Source organism: Euryhalocaulis caribicus, assembly GCF_000412185.1.
Lineage (GTDB): Bacteria > Pseudomonadota > Alphaproteobacteria > Caulobacterales > Maricaulaceae > Euryhalocaulis > Euryhalocaulis caribicus.
In genome coordinates, this window is sequence record NZ_ASJA01000001.1 from 131,613 (window position 1) to 154,428 (window position 22,816).

The 22,816-nt window shown below is 64.8% G+C and carries 20 protein-coding genes; 7 read left to right on the plus strand and 13 right to left on the minus strand.

The features are described from left to right. Positions 1-259 precede the first annotated feature (259 nt). From L338_RS00685 to L338_RS00705, 5 genes are all read right to left on the minus strand, one after another. Positions 260-1,165, minus strand: coding sequence for a LysR family transcriptional regulator (locus L338_RS00685; protein WP_022696428.1), 906 nt, complete (start codon positions 1,163-1,165; stop codon positions 260-262). A gap of 43 nt (positions 1,166-1,208) precedes the next feature. Continuing rightward, a complete protein-coding gene (locus L338_RS00690; RefSeq protein WP_022696429.1) occupies positions 1,209-2,204 on the minus strand; it encodes an aldo/keto reductase in 996 nt (331 codons plus the stop codon). Positions 2,205-2,298: 94 nt separating this feature from the next. Then, positions 2,299-2,871, minus strand: coding sequence for a TetR/AcrR family transcriptional regulator (locus L338_RS00695; protein ID WP_022696430.1), 573 nt, complete (start codon positions 2,869-2,871; stop codon positions 2,299-2,301). A 46-nt stretch (positions 2,872-2,917) separates the two neighbouring features. After that, positions 2,918-3,886 carry a thioredoxin-disulfide reductase gene (gene trxB / locus L338_RS00700; protein ID WP_022696431.1) on the minus strand — a complete coding sequence of 323 codons (969 nt, stop codon included), beginning with the start codon at positions 3,884-3,886 and terminating at the stop codon, positions 2,918-2,920. Between the two features lie 101 nt (positions 3,887-3,987). Continuing rightward, a complete protein-coding gene (locus tag L338_RS00705; protein WP_022696432.1) occupies positions 3,988-5,886 on the minus strand; it encodes a nucleoside-diphosphate sugar epimerase/dehydratase in 1,899 nt (632 codons plus the stop codon). A gap of 218 nt (positions 5,887-6,104) precedes the next feature. On the opposite strand from L338_RS00705, the gene L338_RS00710 reads away from it, so the two are divergent. Further along, positions 6,105-7,073, plus strand: coding sequence for a UDP-glucuronic acid decarboxylase family protein (locus tag L338_RS00710; protein WP_022696433.1), 969 nt, complete (start codon positions 6,105-6,107; stop codon positions 7,071-7,073). An 11-nt stretch (positions 7,074-7,084) separates the two neighbouring features. Next, positions 7,085-7,645: a sugar transferase gene (locus L338_RS00715; RefSeq protein ID WP_022696434.1), complete on the plus strand. Its 561-nt coding sequence runs from the start codon at positions 7,085-7,087 to the stop codon at positions 7,643-7,645. Here the strand turns inward: L338_RS00715 and L338_RS00720 are convergent. The 6 genes from L338_RS00720 to L338_RS00745 all read right to left on the minus strand — a co-directional run bounded on the left by L338_RS00720 (position 7,642) and on the right by L338_RS00745 (position 15,841). Continuing rightward, a complete protein-coding gene (locus tag L338_RS00720) occupies positions 7,642-8,271 on the minus strand; it encodes a nitroreductase family protein (RefSeq protein WP_022696435.1) in 630 nt (209 codons plus the stop codon). The two genes, L338_RS00715 and L338_RS00720, sit on opposite strands and share 4 nt — an antisense overlap. Positions 8,272-8,359: 88 nt before the next feature. Next, positions 8,360-9,763: a hypothetical protein gene (locus L338_RS00725; protein WP_022696436.1), complete on the minus strand. Its 1,404-nt coding sequence runs from the start codon at positions 9,761-9,763 to the stop codon at positions 8,360-8,362. Next, positions 9,760-11,127, minus strand: a complete 1,368-nt coding sequence (locus tag L338_RS00730) for a peptidoglycan-binding protein (protein WP_022696437.1) — start codon at positions 11,125-11,127, stop codon at positions 9,760-9,762. Before L338_RS00730 ends, L338_RS00725 begins: the two co-directional genes overlap by 4 nt. 186 nt (positions 11,128-11,313) lie before the next feature. Next, the gene (locus L338_RS00735) at positions 11,314-12,675 is read right to left on the minus strand and encodes an efflux transporter outer membrane subunit (protein ID WP_022696438.1); all 1,362 of its coding nucleotides are present in this window, start codon (positions 12,673-12,675) and stop codon (positions 11,314-11,316) included. A 5-nt stretch (positions 12,676-12,680) separates the two neighbouring features. After that, the gene (locus L338_RS00740; RefSeq protein ID WP_022696439.1) at positions 12,681-14,615 is read right to left on the minus strand and encodes a MacB family efflux pump subunit; all 1,935 of its coding nucleotides are present in this window, start codon (positions 14,613-14,615) and stop codon (positions 12,681-12,683) included. Continuing rightward, positions 14,612-15,841, minus strand: coding sequence for an efflux RND transporter periplasmic adaptor subunit (locus tag L338_RS00745; RefSeq protein ID WP_022696440.1), 1,230 nt, complete (start codon positions 15,839-15,841; stop codon positions 14,612-14,614). Before L338_RS00745 ends, L338_RS00740 begins: the two co-directional genes overlap by 4 nt. A 200-nt stretch (positions 15,842-16,041) precedes the next feature. Here L338_RS00745 and L338_RS00750 point away from each other — a divergent pair, with 200 nt between their 5' ends. Further along, positions 16,042-17,268 carry an NAD(P)/FAD-dependent oxidoreductase gene (locus tag L338_RS00750; protein WP_022696442.1) on the plus strand — a complete coding sequence of 409 codons (1,227 nt, stop codon included), beginning with the start codon at positions 16,042-16,044 and terminating at the stop codon, positions 17,266-17,268. Here L338_RS00750 and L338_RS17495 read toward each other — a convergent pair. Continuing rightward, entirely contained in the window at positions 17,265-17,432 is a 168-nt protein-coding gene (locus L338_RS17495; protein ID WP_022696443.1) for a hypothetical protein, read from the minus strand. The genes L338_RS00750 and L338_RS17495 overlap by 4 nt on opposite strands. 92 nt (positions 17,433-17,524) lie before the next feature. After that, positions 17,525-17,767 (minus strand): hypothetical protein, encoded by a 243-nt coding sequence (locus L338_RS00755; protein ID WP_022696444.1) that lies wholly within the window; start codon positions 17,765-17,767, stop codon positions 17,525-17,527. A gap of 111 nt (positions 17,768-17,878) precedes the next feature. Here L338_RS00755 and L338_RS00760 point away from each other — a divergent pair, with 111 nt between their 5' ends. The 4 genes from L338_RS00760 (at position 17,879) to ettA (ending at position 22,816) form a co-directional block, all read left to right on the plus strand. Continuing rightward, the gene (locus tag L338_RS00760; protein ID WP_033310248.1) at positions 17,879-18,352 is read left to right on the plus strand and encodes a GAF domain-containing protein; all 474 of its coding nucleotides are present in this window, start codon (positions 17,879-17,881) and stop codon (positions 18,350-18,352) included. Positions 18,353-18,373: 21 nt separating this feature from the next. Next, complete coding sequence (locus L338_RS00765; RefSeq protein ID WP_022696446.1) at positions 18,374-19,108, plus strand: M48 family metallopeptidase; 735 nt, start codon at positions 18,374-18,376, stop codon at positions 19,106-19,108. A 152-nt stretch (positions 19,109-19,260) separates the two neighbouring features. Further along, a complete protein-coding gene (locus tag L338_RS00770; protein WP_051122662.1) occupies positions 19,261-21,054 on the plus strand; it encodes an ATP-binding protein in 1,794 nt (597 codons plus the stop codon). A gap of 100 nt (positions 21,055-21,154) precedes the next feature. Next, positions 21,155-22,816: an energy-dependent translational throttle protein EttA gene (ettA, locus tag L338_RS00775; protein ID WP_022696447.1), complete on the plus strand. Its 1,662-nt coding sequence runs from the start codon at positions 21,155-21,157 to the stop codon at positions 22,814-22,816.

Below are 22,816 nucleotides of genomic sequence, written 5' to 3' on the forward strand. Positions count from 1 at the left end.
CATAGAGGGCCGTCCCAGCGGGGCGGCCCTTTTCTTATGCGTGGATTTTCGTCGGGACAAAAAAAGAGCCGGGCCCTGAAGGCCCGGCTCTGGAGTTCTATGCATACCTTGGGATGGGGAGGAGACGGGTATGCATGGTCCGTTACGATGGGGTCGTGAACGGGGCGGCGTGTGTGACGCCGTCGAGGGATCATATAGAGGACGTGATTCATTTTGTGCACCGCCGCATGAGCATATTGCCCATGCGAAAACGCATGGCTTAGCGGAGGCCGAAACGGCGGGCGGCGCGCAGGATGAAATCGCGGAAAACGATGAGCCTTTTCGAGCCTTTAAGCTCCTCCGGGTAGAGGAAATAGACATCGAAGCCGGGGCCTGACACCTCCGGCAGGACACGGGAAAGGCGCGCATCCGTGCGGGCGATATAGTCCGGCAAACCGGCGATTCCCGCGCCTGCGGCCGTGGCTTTCACCACGCCGAGAAGATTGTCGACGGTCAGGCTGGCCTGACGCGGCTTCTCGCCTTCTAGGCGCCCGACATAGGCCGCCCAGTCGGCCTGCTTCATCGGGGAGACGGCGTCCGCGCCATAGAGGATCAGCGGATGGTCATCCAGCGCGTCGATCGAGGAAATGGGGCCGTTGCGCGCGATATAGTCGTTCGAGGCATAGAGGCTCTGGCTGGCCTGGAAGAGTTTGCGCTGGATCAGGTCCGATTGCCGCGCTTCCCACGGGCGCAGGGCGACGTCGGCTTCGAACCGGGTCAGATCCAGCTCCCGGTCGTCCAGGATCAGGTGGAGCTTCACGTCCGGATAGGAGGCGACAAAATCCGGCAATTGTTCGCTGAGCCAGACCGCGCCAAGGCCGATGGTCGTGGTGACGCGCAGATCGCCGGAGGGCTGGTCGCGGGCGTCCCGCACCTTGGCCTCGGCCAGAGCGGCGGAGGCCGCCATGTCGTGCGCGATCTCGAACAGGCGCTCGCCCTGTTCGGTCATCAGCAGACCGCGGGCGTGGCGGTGGAACAGGGCAACGCCCAGATCGTCCTCAAGGGCCGCGATCTGGCGCGAGACGGCGGATTGGGAGACGTGCAGCGCTTCCGCCGCGGCGGTGAGGCTGCCGGCCTCCGCCGCGGCGTGAAACGTCTTCAGCTTGTCCCAGTCGATATGGTCCATGCCCAAGGCATAGCCGAATCGCGGGCCAAGGTCAGCGCCTGACCTAACGATTTACCGAAGCCATGCCCTGACTGTTGTATCGGGCGCCTTTCACGCGGTCCGCCAGCTGCCCCAGACGCGTAATCTCGTCATCGGAAAGACTGACCTTCTGCGCCGCCAGATTGGTTTCGACATGTTTGAATTTCGTCGTGCCCGGAATGGTCACGATGTCATCGCCGCGGGAAAGAACCCAGGCCAGCGCGACCTGCGCGGGCAGGACGCCGTGGCTGTCCGCGACCGCCTTGATCTCGTCGACCAGCTTCAGGTTCGCTTCGTAGTTTTCGGCTTCGAAGCGGGGCTGGGCGAGGGCGCGAAAATCGTCATCCCCCTTCGGTTTCTCCGACTGGTCGTACTTGCCGGTCAGCATGCCGCGTCCCAGCGGCGAATAGGCGACCAGCCCGACGCCCAGATCGCGCATGGCGGGGAGAATTTCGGATTCCAGGTCACGCGTGAAGATGGAATATTCGGACTGCACCGCCGCGATGGGGTGGACCGCATGGGCGCGGCGCAGGGTCTCCGCGGAGCATTCGGACAGGCCCAGAAAGCGCACCTTGCCCTCTTCGACCAGACGCGACATTTCGCCGACCGTATCTTCGATCGGAGTGTCCGGATCCATGCGGTGCAGATAGTAGAGGTCGATCGTGTCGACGCCCAGCCGCTTCAGGCTGCCCTCGCTGGCGCGGCGGACATTTTCCGGCGAGCCGTCGACCCCTTTGGGAAAGCCTGTTTCGGGATCCATGAGCGGCCCGAACTTGGTGGCGAGCGTCACCTTGTTCCGCCAATCATCCTTCAGCGCCTTGCCGACCAGTTCTTCATTATCGCCGCTGCCATACATTTCGGCGGTGTCGAGATGATCGACGCCGGCCTCGATAGCCTCACGGATCAGCTTCGCGCCATCCGCGTGATCCATGCCCGGACCGTAAGCCCATGACATGCCCATGCAGCCAAGGCACACAGGGGTGACGTTCAGATCAGATTTTCCGATGGTTCGTTTACTCATGGGGGACTCCTGAGGTTCGACGGGATAAACTATGAGTGAGTATTCACTCACAATAATGAGCAAACGCTCACACGTCAAGAATGCGCGCCTGGTTTCAATGTTTGCGCCAGCTGTCCCAGGCGGCCTGGGCGGCGGCGTTCACGTCTTCTTCCGTCCATTTCACGCCTTGCCGCTCCGCTTTCAGGAGGCCGGTAATGGGGGCGTAGAAGAGGGCGGCCAGCAATTCCGGGCGCATGGGCTTGACCTGCGGCGCGGCGGCCGGGTCTGACAGAAATTCGGTGAGCGTGGCGTTCATCTGCTCATGCGCCGCGCCGCCCTCCTTCAGAGAGAGGGAGGATTCGGCGAAACGGGCGCCGAAGACGCAGGCTTCGGGATCGGCGCTGAGAGCGCAATAAACGGCCAGCCACAGGGACTTGAAGCGGGCTTCCGGGCTGTCGGACGTGTCATAGGCGGCAAGAGCGCTTTCAAAGACCTCCCGCTTGTACTGGCGGTATGCCTCGATCAGCAGGTCATCCTTGCCTTTGAAATGCCGGTAGAGCGTGCCTTCGGCAAACCCGGCCCGCGCGGCGATGGCCGCGGTGGTGGTGGCGGAGAAACCGTCCTCCGCCACGATTTCCAGCGCGGCGCGCATCAGTTTTTCACGGGTCGTATGAAGGCGCGTGAGCATACGCTCACAATGCCGGGCGCGCGCCGCGCCGTCCAGTGGGGGCGGCTTACTCCGCCGCTTCGGCGGTGGTGACGCGCAGCGTGTGGATGAATTTCTCCGCTTCCAGCGCCGCCATGCAGCCCATGCCGGCGGCCGTCACGGCCTGGCGATAGGTTTCGTCCGTCACGTCGCCCGCGGCGAAAACGCCGGCGATATCGGTGGCCGTCGAGTCCGGCGCAGTGATGATGTAGCCGTTATCCTTCATCGCCACCTTGCCGGTGAAAAGCTCCGTCGCCGGGGCGTGGCCGATGGCGATGAAGACGCCGTCCGCCGCGTGGTCGGTGATGTCGCCGGTCTTCACGTTCTTGATGCGCACGCCGGTGACGCCGCGCGGATCCTCGTCGCCGGTGACTTCCTCCAGCGCGCTGTCCCACATCACCTCGACCTTCTCGTGGTCGAACAGGCGATCCTGCAGGATCTTCTCGGCGCGCAGGGAGTCGCGGCGATGGACCAGCGTCACCTTGGAGGCAAAATTGGTCAGGAACAGCGCTTCCTCGACGGCGGTGTTGCCGCCGCCGACCACGAAGACTTCCTTGCCGCGATAGAAAAACCCGTCGCAGGTGGCGCAGGCGGAGACGCCAAAGCCCTGGAAGTGTTCCTCTGACGGCAGGCCCAGCCATTTCGCCTGGGCGCCGGTGGCGATGATGACGGAATCGGCGGTCCATTCCTGTCCGCTATCAGTCTTTGCGCGGAACGGATGGCTGTGAAGGTCCACCTCGGTCACGGTGTCATTGACCATTTCGGTGCCGACATGTTCGGCCTGTTCGCGCATCTGCTCCATCAGCCAGGGGCCCTGGATGACGTCGGCGAAGCCGGGATAGTTCTCCACGTCCGTGGTGATGGTCAGCTGTCCGCCGGGCTGCAGGCCGGTGATGATGACCGGGTCCAGCATGGCGCGCGCCGCATAGATGGCGGCGGTGTAGCCGGCGGCGCCGGAGCCGATGATGAGAACTTTCGCGTGTCGTGCGTCGGACATGGTTGTAGCGAATCCGTTGTCAGAAAACCGTTCGTCCTGACTTAAAGACTGTTGCCCGCGGTTCAAGCCTTCGCGGCGGCGGGGTCACTCAGCCGTGAAGCTTAGTGATAGCTGCCGCCGGACGGGGTGATGATCAGGTCCTTGAGAAGGCTGGACAGCCGCGTGGTGTCCGGGCCGCCCTCCATCAGGCCTTCCAGGCGGTCGATCACGGCGTCGTCCACGCGCGGGGCGGAGCCGTTTTCGGACACGCAGATAATGCCTTCGACGCCGGACGGCTCGACCATTTCGCTGGGGGCGTAGAGCGCCTCGCGCAGGCGTTCGCCTTCGCGCAGGCCGGAGATTTTCAGTTCGATATCGCGCCCCGGCTCCATGCCGTGCAGGCGGATCAGCTGGTTGGCGAGGTCGATGATGCGGATCGGCTTGCCCATTTCCAGCACGAAGATGCCGTCCGCCGCCTCGCGCGCCGCATTGAGCGTCGCCGATTGCAGGACCAGCTGGACCGCCTCATGAATGGTCATGAAATAGCGTTCCATCTCCGGGTGGGTGACGGTGACCGGCCCGCCCATCTCTATCTGGCGGTTGAAGTGGGGCACGACCGAGCCGGTGGAGCCCAGAACATTGCCGAAGCGCACGGTGGTGAAACAAGTCTTCCGCGCCATTGAGGAGCCGGCCAGGTGCTTCACATATAGCTCTGCCAGACGCTTGGTGGAGCCCAGCACGCTTTCGGGCTGAACCGCCTTGTCGGTGGAGATCAGCACCATGTGTTCGGCGCCGACCGATATGGAGGCCTGCGCCACGTTGCGGGTGCCGAACAGATTGGTGCGCACGCCCTCCAGCGGGTGGCGCTCAACGATGGGGACGTGTTTCAGGGCGGCGGCGTGGAACACGATGTCTGGCTGGATGGCCGCGAACTGGTCATGCAGATAGCCGAGATCGCGGATGTCGCAGAGCACGTCCAGGCTGTCGATGCCGGGATAATCCTCGCGGATCGACTGCAGGATGTTGTGCAGCGCGTATTCGGAATGATCCAGCAGCACCAGCTGGCCGCAGCCGAGCGCGGCGACCTGGCGGCAGATTTCCGCGCCGATGGAGCCGCCGGCGCCGGTGACCAGCACCCGCTTGCCCTTCACCAGATCGCGCACGGAGTCGAAATCGATGGAGACGGGCTGGCGCACCAGCAGGTCTTCCAGGGCGACTTCCTTGACCCGCACGCGCTGGGTCTCGTTGATCGACTCGATCTCCGGCAGGCGGGCGAGGGTGAGTTTCAACTGGCTGGCGGTCTTCAGCAGGCCGCGGACCTCGTCAGTGTCACGAACCATGCTGGAAATGACCAGCATGCTGGGGCGCTCGCCCCGGCGGTCCAGCGATTTGATGGCGGATTCCAGATCATCGGAAGAGCCGACAACCTCGATCCCGTGAATGCGCTGGCCCAGATGGCGGTAATCGTGCGTCGCCAGACCGACGACGCGGCGATTGCCGCGCGGGCCATAGCGCATCTGGCGCAGGAAAGGCTCGGCCTCGGCCACGCTGGCCATGATCAGCATCCGGTCGCGGGGATCGTCCTCGTCGCGCCGCAGATGGGAGAAGGAGAAGCTGTCCTGCCGCATCAACCGGGAGACCAGCCGCGCGCCGATAGACACGATCATGTAGAGCGCGCAGGCCAGCAGCGTCATGCGGTAGGGGAAATCCGAAAGCGCCGCCGCGAAAAAGGCGACCAGCGCCAGGCAGCTGAGGATCACCGACAGGAACACCTGTCCGAAATCGACGATGGAAATAAACCGCCAGACGATGCGGTGCGTCTGCAGCAGCAGCGCAAAGACAGCGGAGACGGCGGCGAAGAAGATCAGGTCGAAGGGATAGATATTCTCGACGGTCGCGCCGAGGCCCAGAACAAGATCAGGCTGGATAAGGGCGTGAGCGACAAACAAGGCGCCAAAGGCCGCCAGAGATTCGAAGCCAATCTTCAAATGGCGGCGTGCGCCGATCAATTTGTCTATCATGCTCCGATCGCCCCCACGACAGATGCCCCGCGCTTATAAAAGCGCAAGCGGGGCCAGGGTTCAAACCAAATCACTAAAAACATCAAGCGCTTTCAGAGGCGTGCTCGCTCTGCTTTAACACCCCGGTTGAGGGTTTTGAGCTGGATTCGGCGTTCGCGGCGACTGGCCTATACCCGCAAATAAGAAGATTCAACAACATAGAGGCGTAGCCACGCACCATGGATCGGTCATTTCACACGCGGCGGCGCGTTCTGGTTACAGGCGGAGCGGGCTTTCTGGGATCGCATCTGTGCGAGCGGCTGCTGGAGGCCGGGGCGGAGGTGATCTGCGCCGATAATTTCTTCACCGGCGCGCGCGCTAATATCGAGCACCTTCTGGACAATCCGCGCTTCGAGCTGATGCGCCACGACGTGACGTTTCCGCTCTATGTGGAGGTGGACGAGATTTTCAATCTGGCCTGCCCGGCCTCGCCCGTTCACTACCAGCACGACCCTGTCCAGACGACGAAGACCAGCGTGCACGGCGCCATCAACATGCTGGGGCTGGCCAAGCGGACCAACGCGAAAATCCTCCAGGCCTCGACCAGCGAGGTCTATGGCGATCCGGAAGTGCATCCCCAGACCGAGGATTACTGGGGCCATGTGAACCCGATCGGGATCCGGTCCTGCTATGACGAGGGCAAGCGCTGCGCGGAGACGCTGTTCTTCGACTATCGCCGTCAGCACGGCCTGCCGATCAAGGTGGCGCGGATATTCAACACTTACGGGCCGCGCATGCACCCCAATGACGGACGGGTGGTCTCCAATTTCATCGTGCAGGCGCTGAACGACGCGCCGATCACCTTGTTTGGCGACGGGGAGCAGACGCGCTCCTTCTGCTATGTCGACGACCTGATCGCGGGCCTGACGGGCCTGATGGAGACGGACGAAGCCGTGACCGGCCCGTTCAATCTGGGCAATCCGCATGAAGTGTCCGTGCGAACGCTGGCCGAACAGATTATCGAGATGACCGGATCGAAGTCGCAGCTGGAGCACCGGCCGATGCCGGAGGACGATCCGCGCCAGCGCCGTCCCGATATTTCACAGGCCGAAAGCGTTCTGGGCTGGCGTCCCTCGGTGGAGCTGCGCGAAGGGCTGGTTCAGACCATCGCCTATTTCGACGCGCTGCTGAGCGGTCAGGCGCGCTAGCGGCGCGGCCCATGAAACGCGCTTTCGATATCGCCGCGGCGGCCTGCGCCCTGATCGTGCTGGCGCCGGTTCTGGCGGTGATTGCCGTGATCGTGCGGCTGGAAACGCCGGGGCCGGCCATTCACTGGTCGCGCCGGGCGGGACGGAACGGCGCGCTGTTCGCCATGCCGAAATTCCGCACCATGCGGATCGACACGCCGGACGTCGCCACGCATTTGCTGGAGAACCCGGCGCAATGGGTGACGCCGGCGGGGCGGGTGCTGCGCAAGACCAGCCTGGATGAATTGCCCCAGCTCTGGCCGATCCTGATCGGCGCGATGAGCTTCGTGGGGCCGCGCCCGGCCCTTCATAACCAGCAGGACCTGATTGCCTTGCGCGCGGAGGCGGGCGTGGACCGGCTGCGCCCCGGCCTGACCGGCTGGGCACAGGTAAAGGGGCGCGACGGGTTATCGATTGAGGAAAAAGTGGCGCTGGACCGGGATTATCTGGCCCGGCGCAGCTTCGTCTTCGATATGAAAATATTGCTGATGACCGCCGCGGCCGTTTTCCGGTCCGACGGCGTCGCGCACTAGGCTCGGAATTCGGTGATCAGGGCGTCGAGGTCCGGGCGGGGACGCTCAAGCGGTGTTTCGGTGGCCGTGCCCATATAGACGAAACCGGCGATGCGTTCGTCCTGCGTCAGGCCCAGCGCGTCCAGAACGCGGCGGTCGAAGGCGTACCATTCGGTCAGCCATTGCGCGGCGAAGCCGCTTGCCGACGCCGCGATGATCATGTTCTGGCAGACCGCGCCGGAACACAGAACCTGCTCCCATTCCGGGGTCTTGCCGTCATCCTTTACAGAGGAAACGACCGCGACCACGACCGGGGCGCGGGTGAAGCGCGCGCCTTCGAAATCGATACGTTCCTGCGGGAAATCGGGATGGTCGGCGCGGCTGGCCCCGGCCAGCGCCTCGCCGGCTTTCGCGCGGGCCTCGCCCTGCAGGACGATGAAGCGGAACGGCGCCAGTTTGCGGTGGTCGGGCACGCGGGCGGCGGCGGTGAGGATCGTGCGCAGCTGGCCGGCGTCCGGTCCCGGCTCGCTCATTGACCCGGCGACGGTCGAGCGGCGGGTCAGCAACAGCTCCAGCGTCTCGTCGGAAGCGCGGCAGGGGGCCAGTTCCTGGCCCTGTTCAGGCGTCGCTACGGCGGTGTTCGGCATGCCCTCTTTTCTCCTCGAATTGCGTTGCGTGATGCAAATGGCTCGCAACAAGGAGAAAATAAAGGGGCGGCGGGCGGTTTGTCTGCGTCTAGTACACCGGGATGCGGCAATCATAGGCCGCGCCGCGGGTCGTCCAGATATTGTCGGAGCCGTAGGGCGCGGCGTAGGAGCGGTCCTGATTGCGCGCCCAGCCGGCCAGTTCGCCTTCGCTCCATAACAGGGCCGGACGGCGGCCATTATAGGTGATGCGGGCGCTGGATGAGAATTCGCACCGGCCGGACGGCGGCGCGCCGACATAAAGGCCCGCCACCCGGTTATTGGTGATCACATAGCTGGAGGCGCGGATATCGCCGGGATAGCTGGAGCGCAGCAGCAGGCCGACATCATTGAGCTGCAGCGTGCTGTCCAGCAGCACCACCCCGGGGGAGGCGGCGAAGCGGTCGCCGGTCTGTGCGATGTCCAGACCGACGCCGTTGCGCTGAAACAGCGTTTCCTCGACCACCGTATTGGACTTGGCGCGCAGGCCGACCGGGAAGCCGGCGATCTCGCTTTCCTTCACGCTGGCGTCGCCGCCCGCGACGCAGACGCCATATCCGCCCCAGTCGCAGGGCGAGCGTTCAATAATTTCTGACGGGCGGACGGGCAGGGTCTCCGGATAGGCGTAGCCCGTCTCCGCCGGACCGACCAGCACGGCGCCGGAAACTTCCAGATCGCCTTCGATCAGGCGCACACCGCCGCCATGAGAGGTGCGCAGATCCATCTCCACATTTTCCAGTCGCACGAAGCCCTGACGGATTTCGATGCACGGGCTGGTCGAGGTTCCGGGCGCGCTCTCGGACGAGGGCGTAATCAATCCGCCGGAAACAAAACCCGACGGGCCGCCGGCCAGAACCGGCTGCACAGGCTGCCCCCGGGGCCTTTCGGCGCCGCCGCGCGGGGCAAAACGGACATTGGAGATGAACAGCGCCGGGGCATTGGTGCGGGTCGGCGGATTGAAGGCCAGACACGCCGCGCCGCGCGGCTGGATAATGATGGAGCCGTAGGGGCCCAGACCCTCAATGGTCAGTGATTTGTCGATATCCAGAGGCTGGTCGAGATAATATGTACCCGGCTTGACCACGATGCGCCCGCCATCAATGGCGTAGGCGATGGCGGCCTGAAGATCGCCGAACGCGCCGATGCTCTGGGTTCCGCCGGGTTCGACCAGAACATGGTTGGGGTCGGAGATCACGACCGGGGCGGGCGGCGGCCGGTGACCATGGCCGTGCGGCTTTTTCCGGCGCGGCTCGCCATAGCCGTAGCGGTCGCGGTCCAGCGCCGCGTCATAGGCGCAATGCTCGTAATATTTGCCGTAGCGATGCTCGCCCGTGCACTTGGCGTCCGGCACGGCGTAATAGTCCAGCCGGTCCTGCGCGGCGGCGGGAGCGGGCGCGGCGGCGAGCGCGGCCAGAGCGGCCAGCGGCGCGGCAAGGGCGAAGATTGGGCGGGTCATCGGCGGATCGGACCTCTGCAGTCACCAGAACTCATATAGGGGTCGAGCGCGGTCCGGAGCCGGGCGATATCCTCCCGCAGATGGGCGAGCGGTTCGCCCGGATAGGAGTCGGCGCGCTTGAAATATTCGCAGGTCTCGGCCAGCAGGGCCTGTTGCTGTGGCTCGGTCGCCGCCTCCGGCAGCTTGTATTTGTAGGTGAGCAGGGCGAGGCCCAGATTGGCGCGCCCGGAAACCTTGAAACGGCGGTCCACTTCCGGCCCGGCCTGCCGCGCGGCGGCGCGCAGATAGTTCTCCGCCCGGTTCAGGTCCGGCGCAACGCCCACGCCCGACATGTACATCATGCCCAGCACCAGGGAGGAATGCGGACTGCCGCGGCTGAGATGGCAACTGGCGGCCCCGCGCGGCAGGAAATCGTCATCGGCCAGGCTGCCATGGGCGGCGGTCTGGATGATGCGCACCCGCAGATCGGGCGACAGCTCGCCATTGCCGGCCAGACCTTCGCATTCCTGGAAGCTGCGCACGGCGGCGCGGGTCTGCGGCCCGATTTTCCCGTCCACGGTCCCGCGCAGATGGCCCAGATCGATCAGGGCGATCTGCAGGTCATCGACGTCAATTTCGTCGGCGCGCAGCGCCGCCTCCAGAATGGGCAGGGAGCCGCCGCGCCGGGAAATCGAAAGCTGCTGGGCGTATTGCCGCGCCAGCGCCGCCTCGCGGGAGGAGAGACGGGGATAGAGTTCCTGCCACCGCGCCTCCGCGATATCGGACCCGAACCCGTCAAATTCGGCGGCCGCGATGAAATAGGCGCCCGCGCGGACAAGGTCGCGCTCCAGCGCGCAGCCGGCCATGTGCATGTCGCCGACGATGATATAGCCGGAAACCCCCAGCCCTTTGAACTGATCGGTCAGCCTGTGGCGCGCGGCGTCCAGCTGGCTGGAGGAAAGCTGCGGCGTGATGGCGTCCAGATAGGTGGCGGCGCGGTCGCGCTGGAAGCGGTGCTCGAAATCCAGCTCGCCGACGGTCACGGAGCATTTCCCGATGCCCGCCCAGACATAAGCCTCGGTCAAATCGCGCGTATCGGCGCCGCCGGGCGCGTTGCCCGTGTAGTAATCGACCAGCCGCAGCGTCGCCGTCAGGTCGCCGCCCATGGCGTTGCGGGCGGTTTGCAGGCGGCACTCGGCCTGTGACAGGGAACAGCCCAGCGCCGCGTCCAGCGGCGGATCGGACGGCCGCGGCCAGAGCCGGTCCCGTCCGTGCATCATCCAGTAAGCCGCCGCGGCCAGCAGGGTCACGATGAGAAGTACGGCAAAGATCGCGGCGGCGTTGCGCCACGCCGGATCCGTGTCGGGATAATCGCTGTCAGTCACACTTCCCCCTGGCGGCCCCCGCGCATCGCCGGCTTTCAGGGCGGGCAAGGCGGGATCAACTCTGAGCGGGACGTGAATTCTTCACCGTCTGCTAGAGTTAACGATCAGTTAAGATCAACTTTCAGGGGAAAATCAATCGCGGTTTCGCGACAATTTAGAGGTTATCCACGTTATTCTGGCTTCGGACTACCATCCGCCGCCCAGCGCCCGGTAAAGACTGACGGACGCTGTCAGGCGTTGCTGGCGCGCCTGGACGAGACTGTCCTGAGCCGTCAGCAGGTTCTGCTGCGCGTCGAGGACGGAGATCAGATCGTCCGCGCCCGCCTGATAGCGAACCTCGGCGATCTCGAACGCGCGTCCGGCTTCCTCGGCCGCCTGGCGCAGATCCTCTTCCTGCCGTTCCGCCGCCTCCAGCGAGACGAGGGAATCTTCCACGTCGCGCAGGGAGTTCAGGATGGTCTGGCGATAATTCGCCGCCAGTTCCAGATATTGCGCGCGAACCTGTTGCAGGCCGCCCTCAAGACGGCCGGCGGCAAAGATCGGCTGCAGGAGTCCCGCGGTCAGCTGGCTGACCAGGTCGGAGGAATTGGTCAGGTCCTGGGCGGTCAGGCTGGCGCCCAGATCAATGGTCGGGAAGAACGCGGCGCGGGCCGCGTCGATATTGGCTTCCGCGGCGGCCAGCTGGGCTTCGGCCGCCAGAAGGTCCGGCCGGCGCAGCAGCAGGTCGGACGGCAGGCCCGTTTCGATGGCCGGGGTGGTGATGGCGGTCAGATCGCCCTGCGGCGCGGCAAACGCTTCCGGCGTTTCGCCCAGCAGCACGGCGAGCGCGTGCTCGGTCTGGCGGGCGGACTGGACCAGCGGGCGCAGACGGGCGCGGGCGGAAGCCACGGCGCTGCGCTGACGCGCCAGGTCGAAGCCGGACACCGCGCCGGCGTCATATTGCGTCTCGACCAGCTCCAGTATCCGCTCGGTCGCGTCGATATTGGCCTGCGCCACTTCGATCCGGTCGCGCAGCGCCAGCAGGGTGAAATAGGACGCGGCGACATCGGACTGCACCGTCAGGGCCAGCGCCTGCTGGTTGAAGATGGTGGCGGCAAGCTGCGACTCGGCGGAGCGCGCCTGGGCGCGGTTGCGGCCGAACAGGTCCAGCTCATAGGACGCGGAGACGCCGGCGGAGACGCTTTCGCTGGGCTGGAAGCTGGAGACGCCCGAGCCCGAGCCATCACGCAGGCTGGCATTCACGGACCCGTTGATCGAGGGCAGCAGCGGCGCCCGCGCGATTTGCAGCGCGCCGCGCGCCTGCTCCACCCGTTGCAGGCTGGCCTCGATCGACTCGTTGGAGTTCATCGCCTCGCTGACAAGGCCATTCAGGGAGGGTTCGCCAAAGCCGGTCCACCAGGCCGGATCGGGCTTGGCCGCCTCGACGTCCGCCGCGTATTTGTAATCGGCGGGAATATTAACCTCGTCGGTGTCGACGGGCTGGAAAGTCGTGCAGGCCGACACGCTGAACGCGGCGGCAAGAACCAGAGGGACGGCTTTGGAAAACATGAATGCTACTCCGAGGCGAGAGCTATGACCGGATCGAGGCGGGCCGCCTTGCGAGCCGGCAGATAACCGAAAATCAGACCAGTAATCAGCGCGCTGGAAAACGCCAACAGGGCGGGAGGTAGGGTCAGAACCGTCGTAATGCCAGCCCCGTTTAACGCAATTGCGACACAAATTCCGATTCCGACCCCGATTACGCCCCCCAGGGCGCCCACGACAAGGGCCTCGGTGTTGAACTGGATCATAATGTCGGACATGCGCGCGCCGGTCGCCATGCGGATGCCGATTTCGCGCGTTCGCTCGGACACGCTGACCAGCATGATATTCATCACGCCAATGCCCCCGACCAGCAGCGAAATGGCGGCGACCGAGCCCAGAAGCATGGTGAAGCTGGCTTGCGAATCCTCGATCGAGGTGATCAGCGCGCCGGCGTTGAAGAAGCGGAAATCCTCCTGCCCGTGGCGCTGGATCAGCATTTGCCGGGCCGCTTCCTCCGTCTCGCTGATGGCGGAGGTGTCGGCGACCTGCAGCGTGATCCCGTTCAGGAATTGCTGACCGAACAGGCGCATGAAGCCTGTGGTTATGGGAATAATCGCGATGTCGTCCTGATCGGAGCCGAAACTGCTGGCGCCGCGGGCTTCCAGAACGCCTGTAATCTCGAACGGCGCGCCGCCGACCAGCACGAATTTTCCGATCGGGTTTTCATCGGGATAGAGCGTTTCGGCCACCGTGGAGCCGACCACCGCGACCGAGGCGTAGCGGCTGACATCGTCGTCGGTGAAGAAGGCGCCGTTCGCCACTGGCCAGTTGCGCGCCTCGTCATAGTCGGCGCTCGTCCCCAGAATGCTGGTCTGGTAGTCGGTGGCGCCGGCGCGCAGCGTGGCGCGGCTGTTCCGCTCCGGCACCGCGTAGGCAATGTTGCCGATTTCGGTCAGCGCTCCGGCGTCTTCAATCGTCAGGGTGGCGATATCGCTGCCGCGTCCGCGCGTATTGGGCGCGCCGGGACGAACGAAGAGAAGGTCGGGGCCAAGGGTCTCGAACCGCGCCAGCACGTCCTGACGGCTGCCTTCGCCAATCGCCAGCATCGCCACAACCGCCGCCACGCCGATCACCACTCCCAGCAGGGTCAGGGCCGTGCGGAACAGGTTCACGCGCAGCGAACGGAACGCCATCTTCACGGCTTCGCCAACCTGGGCCAGCGGCGTCGAGCCGCGGCTGAGCGCGACATCGCCGCCGACCGGGGCGGAGGGCGCGTCCGCCGCCCCGGTGTCGGAGACGATATGGCCGTCATGGATTTCGATCTGGCGGTGGGCGCGGGCGGCGACTTCCGGGTCGTGGGTGATCAGGATGACGGTGCGGCCCTGGCCGTGCAGATCTTCCAGCAGGCTCAGAAGATCGCCGCTGGAGCGGCTGTCCAGCGCGCCGGTCGGCTCGTCGGCAAGAATGACTTCCGGGTCGTTCATCAGGGCGCGGGCGACCGAAACCCGCTGCTGCTGGCCGCCCGATAGCTCCGACGGGCGGTGGTGCACGCGGTCTTCGAGGCCGAGGTCCGAGAGCAGGTCCAGCGCTCGCTCCTCGCGCTCCTCATATTTGCGGCCCGCATAGACGGCGGGAATTTCCACGTTCTCCAGCGCGCTGACCGTGGTCAGAAGATTGTAGCGCTGGAAGACAAAGCCGAACGTGTCGCGGCGCAGCGCGGCCAGTTCGTCCGCGTCCATGTCCGATACGTCCAGGCCGCGCACCCGGTACTGGCCGGCGGTGGGCCGGTCCAGACAGCCCAGAAGATTCATCAGGGTCGACTTGCCGGAGCCGGACTGGCCCATGATGGCGACGAACTCGCCCTCCCGTATGGTCAGGGAGACGCCGTCCAGCGCGCGGACCTCGTTCTCTCCCGCATTATAAACGCGGGAGACATCCGTGATTTCGATGAGGGGCGCGCTCACCGGCCGAACCGCCGCCCGCCGCCCGGCGGCCCTCCCTCGGGCCGCGCCGGCATGGCGCCGCCGATGACCACCTGCTCGCCCTCTGTCAGGCCGGATACGATTTCCGTCTCCGTGCGGGTGCTCAGGCCCACCTGAACGGGGCGGGGCCGGGGGCCGTCATCGGTCATCACCATGACCATCTTGCGCGCTGCGCCGCCGCTTCCCTGATCATCGCCGCCGCGCGCCGCCGCCGCGCCTTCGCCGCGGGCGGGCGCATCGCGCACCGCCATGGCGGGGACTTTCAACACGTCACTGGCCTCGCCCAGCAGGAAGAAGACCTGCGCGCTCATGTCCGGCAGCAGGGCCTGGCCTTCATTGGCGACATCCATCAGCGCCTTGTAGAGCACCACGTCATTGACGATTTCCGGCTGCGGCAGGACCTGACGCACCGTCGCCTCCCACCGCCGGTCCGGCTCGCCCAGCGTGTTGAAATAGGCGGGCATGCCGGCGCGCACGCGGCTGACATCGGCCTCTGAGACATCCGCCTCGACCGTCATCACGGACAGGTCCGCGATGCGCAGGATGGTCGGCGTGGTCTGGTTGGCGTTCAGCGTCTGGCCTTCCAGCGCCGTCAGGGACACCACCGTGCCGTCCATCGGGGCGTAGATGCGCGTGTAGTCCAGATTGGCGCGATCACCCTGCAGGGTGGATTCCACGCCGTCGATCTGGGCGGCCAGCTGGACCAGCTTGGCCTGCGCGACTTTCAGCGCGGCGGCGGTTGAATCCAGCTCCTGTCCGCTGATGGCGTTGGCCTCGAACAGCGATTGCGCGCGCGCTTCCTCGGACCGCGCCAGTTGGAGCTGGGCCTGTTGTTCCTCGTAGGAGGCGCGCAACTGCCTCAGCTGCGCCTCGCTGGCGTCGACGCGGGACTCCAGAACGGTCGGGTCGATCTCGGCCAGCAGATCACCCTTCGTCACTGAATCCCCGGCCTCGACGGCCAGGTTTTCCAGCTGGCCGGACACCTGCGCGCCGACATCGACATAGAATTTCGGCTGAATGGAGCCGAGCGCGGAGATCGACGATTCCATGTCGCCGCGCGTGACGTCCGCGGTGCGGTACTCCGGCGCTTCCTCGCCCCCGCGCAGCCAGAACCACCATACCGCGGCGGCCGCGATAACAACGGCGCCGGAAATCAGGGCCCAGCGGCGAATGCGGCGCGCGCGCCGTCTGGAGTTCGTGTTCGACATCAAGCGTAACCGTTTCCCAAAGCGTTTCGAATGCGTCTAACGGGCATGGCGGGCCATTCCGTCGCCGTAATAACAGTAGAACAGGCGAGAAATGAACGGGAACTGAGCGAATTGCCGCTCCGGTCCCGCGCGCTTGGCGCCGTTCGCGCGCTGATCTAGGACCATGGCATTCGGATCGGCAACGCGGACGGGAATATCGCATGGGCGGCGTGGTGATTATTGGCGGCGGGCAGGGCGGCTATCAATGCGCGGCCAGCCTGCGCGCGGACGGTTATGAGGGCGCCGTCACGCTGGTGGGGGACGAGCCGTATCTGCCCTATCAGCGGCCGCCGCTTTCCAAGGAATATCTCTCCGGCGCCAAGGATGACGAAAGCCTGTGGTTCCGACCCGCCGCCTTCTATGAGCAGCAGAACATAGACATCATCACCGGCGTCCGGGCGCAGCGGATTGTTCGCGCGGAAAAGACCGTCGCGCTCAGCGACGGGCGGACATTGCCCTACGACCATCTGGTTCTGGCGACCGGCGCGCGCGTCCGCACCCTGCCCGTGGAGGGCGCGGATCTGGACGGGGTGGTCAGCCTGCGCGGACTGGACGACGCCCGGGACCTGAAGGACCGGTTCGAGCGCGCCTCCTCCTGCGCGGTGATTGGCGGCGGCTATATCGGGCTTGAGGTCGCGGCGGCGGCCTGCAAGGCCGGGCTGCCCGTGACGGTGATCGAGGCGGAGGACCGGGTCCTGTCCCGCGTCGCCCCGCCCGAAATCTCAAACTATTTCGAACGCCTGCACATGAATCGCGGCGTGGTGATGAATCTGGGAACCACGGTCACGCGGATCACGGGCGAGGGCGGCAAGGCCCGCGGAATGGAACTGGCGGATGGCCGCACGCGCGAGGCGGACCTGATCATCATCGGTATTGGCGTGACGCCGAACACGGACCTGGCGGAGGAAGCGGGGCTGGCGGTCGATGACGGCATCGTGGTGGACGCCATGCTGCAGACCGGAGACCGGGCGATCTTCGCCATTGGCGATTGCGCGAAATTCCCCTGCCGCGCGGCCGGGTGCGATGCGCGGCTGGAATCCGTGCAGAACGCCGCCGATCAGGGCCGCGCCGTGGCCCGGACGATCTGCGGCAAGGGCGCGCCCTATGCCGATATTCCGTGGTTCTGGACCATCCAGTTCGACGTGCGGCTACAGACGGCCGGAATACCGGCCGGCTTCGACCGCGCTGTCGAGCGCGGCGACCCGGAGGCCGACGCTTTTTCCATTTTCTATTACCGGGATGACGCTCTGATCGCCGTGGATTCGGTGAACCAGCCGGCCGATCACATGGCCGCGCGCATGATGCTGACCAAGGGCCTCACGCCGCCGCCGGCGCTGGCGGGGGATGAAAAATCCGATTTGCGCGGCTGGCTGAAGGAAGCGGGCTAGATTTTGGCCGGTTTGGCCGCGGAGGGCGTGCGGCCCTGCGTGACCATGCGAACCGCTTCGGGCTTGATGTTCAGGAAGCCAACGCCGTCGCAATCCTTGCAATCAAGATCCGCGCTTGCGCCGGCGCCATTGCATTGCGGACAGGGCATGGTGATGGGGGACATGTCGCGAGGCTCCTTACCCTCCGCTCCGGTTATAAGCGAGGGGTGGATTGCGGCAAGCGGAATTAACCGCGCCGCGAATGACGTTTTTGTGTTCAGGACTTCACGATCAGCCAGCGGTAAACGCCAATGATATTGATAACCGTCAGCACGGCGTTCTGCAGGATCAGCGGCGGCATGTCGTCCAGATAACCCGCCACCATCCAGCTGACCGAAGAGACCAGGAAAACCAGAAAGCCGATTCCGGTTATCTTCGGACCCAGCTTCATGGCCACGGCGATGGCCGCGCAAATCCCCGTGCCGGTCGCCAGCCAGCGTGCAATTTCAACCAGCTCCAATGGATAGTCTCCTTGATTGGGCGCTTGCCAGGAAGCCCTAACGTGCGGCGGGCCGTTTTTATCCCGGCGATCGGCGCCTATATGCCTCTGGAATTCAAGAAGAGGTCGCTGATGCCCGCCGAAACGAAAACCGAAACCTATGCCCGCCTGAAACGCGAAATCGATGCGGTTCTGGAGGGCGAGCGCAACCAGACGGCGCGCTACACGACCGCCGCCTGCCTGCTGAGCGAGGCGTTCGATCACTATTACTGGACCGGGTTTTACGTCGTCGATCCGGAGGATCCTGCGCAGCTGGTGGTCGGTCCCTATCAGGGCACGCTGGGCTGCCTGCGCATTCCGGTCGGCAAAGGCGTGTGCGGAACGGCGGCGGAGCGGCGCGAGACGGTGATTGTCGCCGATGTCGAGGCCTTTCCGGGCCATATCGCCTGCGACTCCCGCACGCGGTCGGAGATCGTCACCCCCGTCATGGACGCTGGAGGACGCGTGGCCGCGGTGCTGGATGTCGATTCCACGGACCCAGACGCCTTTGACGCGGAAGACCGCGCCGGACTGGAGGCGATCTGCGCGGGCCTGCTGAACGCCTGACTTTCGGGCTAGGCTTTCCGCGTGAGCGAGTCGCGAACCATAGTCCTGAACGGCCGGGAATTGCCCTATACGCTGAAGCGCAGCGCGCGGCGGCGGACCATAGGGTTCCAGATTGACCAGCATGGCCTGTCCGTCCGCGCGCCGGACCATGTCAGGGTCGGACGGATCGAACGCGCCCTGCGCCAGCGGGAAAGCTGGATCACAGAAAAGCTGACCGCCTGGCGGGCGCGTCCGCAGCGCCCCGCACCAGCCTTCGCGACTGGCGACGCCCTGCCCTTTCTGGGGCGGGAGCTGGGCCTGCGCGTGATTGATCTGGACAAGGGCGTGCGCACGCAGGTGGAGCGCGACGGCGATGTGCTGACCGTCCGCGTCGATCCGGATCTGGCCGGCGAATTGCGCGCCGCGACGGTCAAACGCGCCCTGACGCGTTGGTACAAACGCCAGGCCGAACAGGTCTATGCGCCGCTTCTGGCCGGGCACGCCCGCGCTCTTGGAAAGCCCGCGCCCAAGCTCATCGTCCGGCAGCAGGAGCGACGCTGGGGCAGTTGCGATTCCAGCGGCGTGATCCGCATGAACTGGCGGCTGATCGGGGCGGAAGAACGCCTGATAGACTATGTCTGCGCGCATGAGGCGGCGCATCTGGTCGAGTCCAATCACTCTGCGGCGTTCTGGCGCGTGGTGGCGGGACTGACCCCCGATTACCGCGACCGGGAAAAGCAGTTGCGGGAACAGCAATTTCTCATCGTGCCGTTTTGAAAAAGCCTTTAAGGCGGCGCAGGAATACGTCTGTGCCACCCCGCGATTGTAATTTTTTTGTCAAATTTTAGAAAAACCCCGGAATTCAGGCCGGTCATCAAGCATATGTTTACGCGCGCCCGTCATTCTCCCGCGCGGTTTGGGAGAGGAAAATGGTGCTTAAACGGACTCTGGTCGAGGCAGATCGGGCGGCGAAGCAGTGGTCGATTTCGACGACTCTGCAAAGCCAGCATCTCCGATATGTCTATATCACCGCATGGGCCTTGCCCGTTGCGGCGGCCGCCGGCTGGCTCCCTGCGCTGGTCTGGTTTGTTTTCACCATCCTGTTCGGCCTGTTTCGCGGCCATGTCGAAAAAGGCATAGGCCGGCGAAAGGACGGGCGAAACACGCAGGGCGTATTCGGCGAATGGTACACCGCCATCGCCGCCGCGACGAGCGCGGTCTGGGCGATATCGCCCATCATGGTCTGGTTGTCGGGCCATCCCGCGGGAAAGCCCGCAGCCCTGGCTCTGGTCGCCGCCGGTTTCTTCCTGGTCATCACGCAGTTTCGCGGATCGCCAAAACGCGCCATCTGGGTGTCCAGCCCTTACGCTCTGTCAGCCGTGGTCCTGGGGCTTCTGACGTTCCGCGGCATGGAGATGGTGTTGTATTTCGCCGCGCTGGCGGCGCTGGCGCTGACCATCGGTCATACAATCTTCCATCTGCATCTCTCTCATCGCCGGATCATCGAGTCGCAGCTTGAACAGGACCGGCTGATCGGCGAGTTGCGCAAGGCGCGCGACGCCGCGGAGTCGGCGAACCGCGCGAAGTCGTCCTTCCTGGCCATGGTCAGCCATGAAATCCGCACTCCGCTGAACGGCGTTCTGGGCGGCGCGCAATTGCTGGAAGCCAGCGAACTGGACGACTCCCAACACAAGCTTGTGAAAATGCTGAAGTCCTCCGGGTCTTCGCTTCTGGGCATCCTGAACGACGTGCTGGACCTGTCGAAGATCGAAGCGGAAGGCATGACGCTGGAATCGATCGAGATCGACCTGCCGGAGCTTCTGGCCGGCGCGTGCGAGATGTGGCGGCCGATGGCCGAAGAGAAGGCGCTGACTCTGACCCTCGAGGCGGGAGAACTGCCAACCCGCATTGTCGGCGATCCGACGCGCATCAATCAGGTTCTCAATAATCTGCTGTCCAACGCCATCAAGTTTACCGAAAGCGGCGGCGTGGTTATCCGGGCTGGTGCGGAGGCGCTGGACGGCGGCAAGGCCAAAGTCAGCCTGGCCATATCCGATAGCGGGCCGGGCATTACCACCGACGTGCAGCAGCGCCTGTTCCAGCCCTTCACCCAGGCCGATGACTCCATCACCCGCCGCTTTGGCGGCACGGGGCTGGGCCTGACTATTTGCCGCCGTCTGGCGCGCCTGATGAATGGCGAGATCGACGTGGAATCGACGCCGGGCGAGGGCGCGACCTTTACCCTCAGCATCGTTTCCGCGGTCGTGGAATGGGACGGCGAAACCCGGGCCGCGGGCGCCTGCGCGACGGCGGTGACGGATTCCGACGCCTCCCTCTCCGTTCTGGTGGCCGAGGACAACCCGGTGAACCAGCAAGTGATCGAGGCTTTCCTCAAAGGCGCCAATCATACGCTGTCCATCGCCCAGAACGGCGAAAAGGCGGTGGAGGCGGCCTCCGTCGAACGCTTTGACGTGATCCTGATGGATGTGCACATGCCGGTAATGGACGGCCTGCAGGCGGCGCGTGAAATCCGCAATGGCGGCGGCAGCAACGCGGCCACGCCGATTGTCATGCTGTCCGCCTCCGCCATGCCCGAGGAACAGCGCGCGGGCATGGAGGCGGGCGCCAACGCCTATCTGACCAAGCCGATCGAGCCGGAGAAACTGTTCGCCACGCTGGGCAAGGTCACGAACGGGGCGTCCCCGCTGGCCAAGGCGGGATAGATACCGGCGGGCCGCGCCGCCGCTAACCCTGATTGCTTCGGATCGTCCGGCTCGTTAGAAGGCGCTCTTTCCGCGCCTTTTCACGTGATCGGGACGATTCATGGCCTCCTACCAGTACATTTTCCAGATGCACCAGATGTCCAAGACCTACGGGTCCAAGAAGGTTCTTGACGGCATCTCGCTCAGCTTCTTCCCCGACGCCAAGATCGGCGTTGTCGGCACCAACGGTTCGGGTAAATCCACCCTGCTGCGCATCATGGCGGGCGTGGATACCGAGTTTAACGGCGAGGCGCGCATCGCGGAGGGCGCGACCGCCGGCTATCTGCCTCAGGAGCCCGAGCTCGACCCCTCCAAGACGGTCTGGGAGAATGTCATCGAGGGATCGGCCGACAAGCAGCTATTCGACGAATACAACGCCATCTCCATGCAGCTCGCCGAGGATTACACCGATGAGCTGATGGAGAAGATGACGGCGTTGCAGGAGGACATCGACGCCAAGGACGCCTGGGACATCGATTCCAAGATCGAGATGGCGATGGAGGCCCTGCGCTGCCCGGACCCGGACGCCGATGTGACGCGTCTGTCGGGCGGGGAGCGCCGCCGCGTGGCGCTGTGCCGGCTGCTGCTGGCCAAGCCGGACCTGATCCTGCTGGACGAACCGACCAACCATCTGGACGCTGAATCGGTGGCGTGGCTGGAGCATTTCCTGGTCGATTATCCGGGCTCGGTCATTCTGGTGACCCATGACCGCTATTTCCTGGACAATATTACGGGCTGGACGCTGGAGCTGGATCGCGGCCACGGCGTGCCTTACGAGGGCAATTATTCCGCCTGGCTGGAACAGAAACAGAAGCGCATGGTGCAGGAAGGGCGCGAGAAGGAAGCCCGCACCAAGCAGCTGGAGCGCGAACTGGACTGGATCCGGTCTTCGCCCAAGGCCCGCCAGACCAAATCCAAGGCGCGGATCAGCGCCTATGAGGAATTGCGCAACAAGGCGGACAAGGAAGCGGTCACAACCGCGCAGATCCAGATTCCGTCCGGGCCGCGCCTTGGCGATCTGGTGGTCGAGGCCGAGAACCTCAAAAAAGGCTTTGGCGACCGACTGCTGATCGACAATCTGGATTTCAAACTGCCGCCGGGCGGCATTGTCGGCGTGATCGGGCCGAACGGGGCGGGCAAGACGACGCTGTTCCGCATGATGACCGGGCAGGATGAGCCGGACGAGGGGTCGCTTCGCGTCGGTGAAACGGTGAAGCTGGGCTATGTGGACCAGTCGCGCGACGCGCTGGATCCGGCCAAGACGGTCTGGGAAGAGATCTCCGGCGGCAATGACATCATCGACTTGGCGGGCCGCGAAGTGCAGTCGCGCGGCTATGTTTCCTGGTTCAACTTCAAGGGCGGCGATCAGCAGAAGCCGGTCGGCAAGCTGTCCGGCGGGGAGCGCAACCGCGTGCACCTGGCCAAGACGCTGAAGTCCGGCGCCAACCTGCTGCTGCTTGACGAACCGACCAATGACCTGGACGTGGAAACGCTGAGCGCCCTGGAAACCGCGCTAGAAGACTATGCTGGCTGTGCCGTTATCATCAGCCATGACCGCTTCTTCCTGGACCGCATCGCCACCCATATCCTGGCCTTCGAGGGCGACAGCCATGTCGAGTGGTTCGAGGGCAATTTCCAGGACTATGAAGAAGACAAGAAGCGGCGCCTGGGCCCCGCGGCGGAAATCCCCAAGCGCCTGAAATTCCAGAAATTCAGCCGGTAA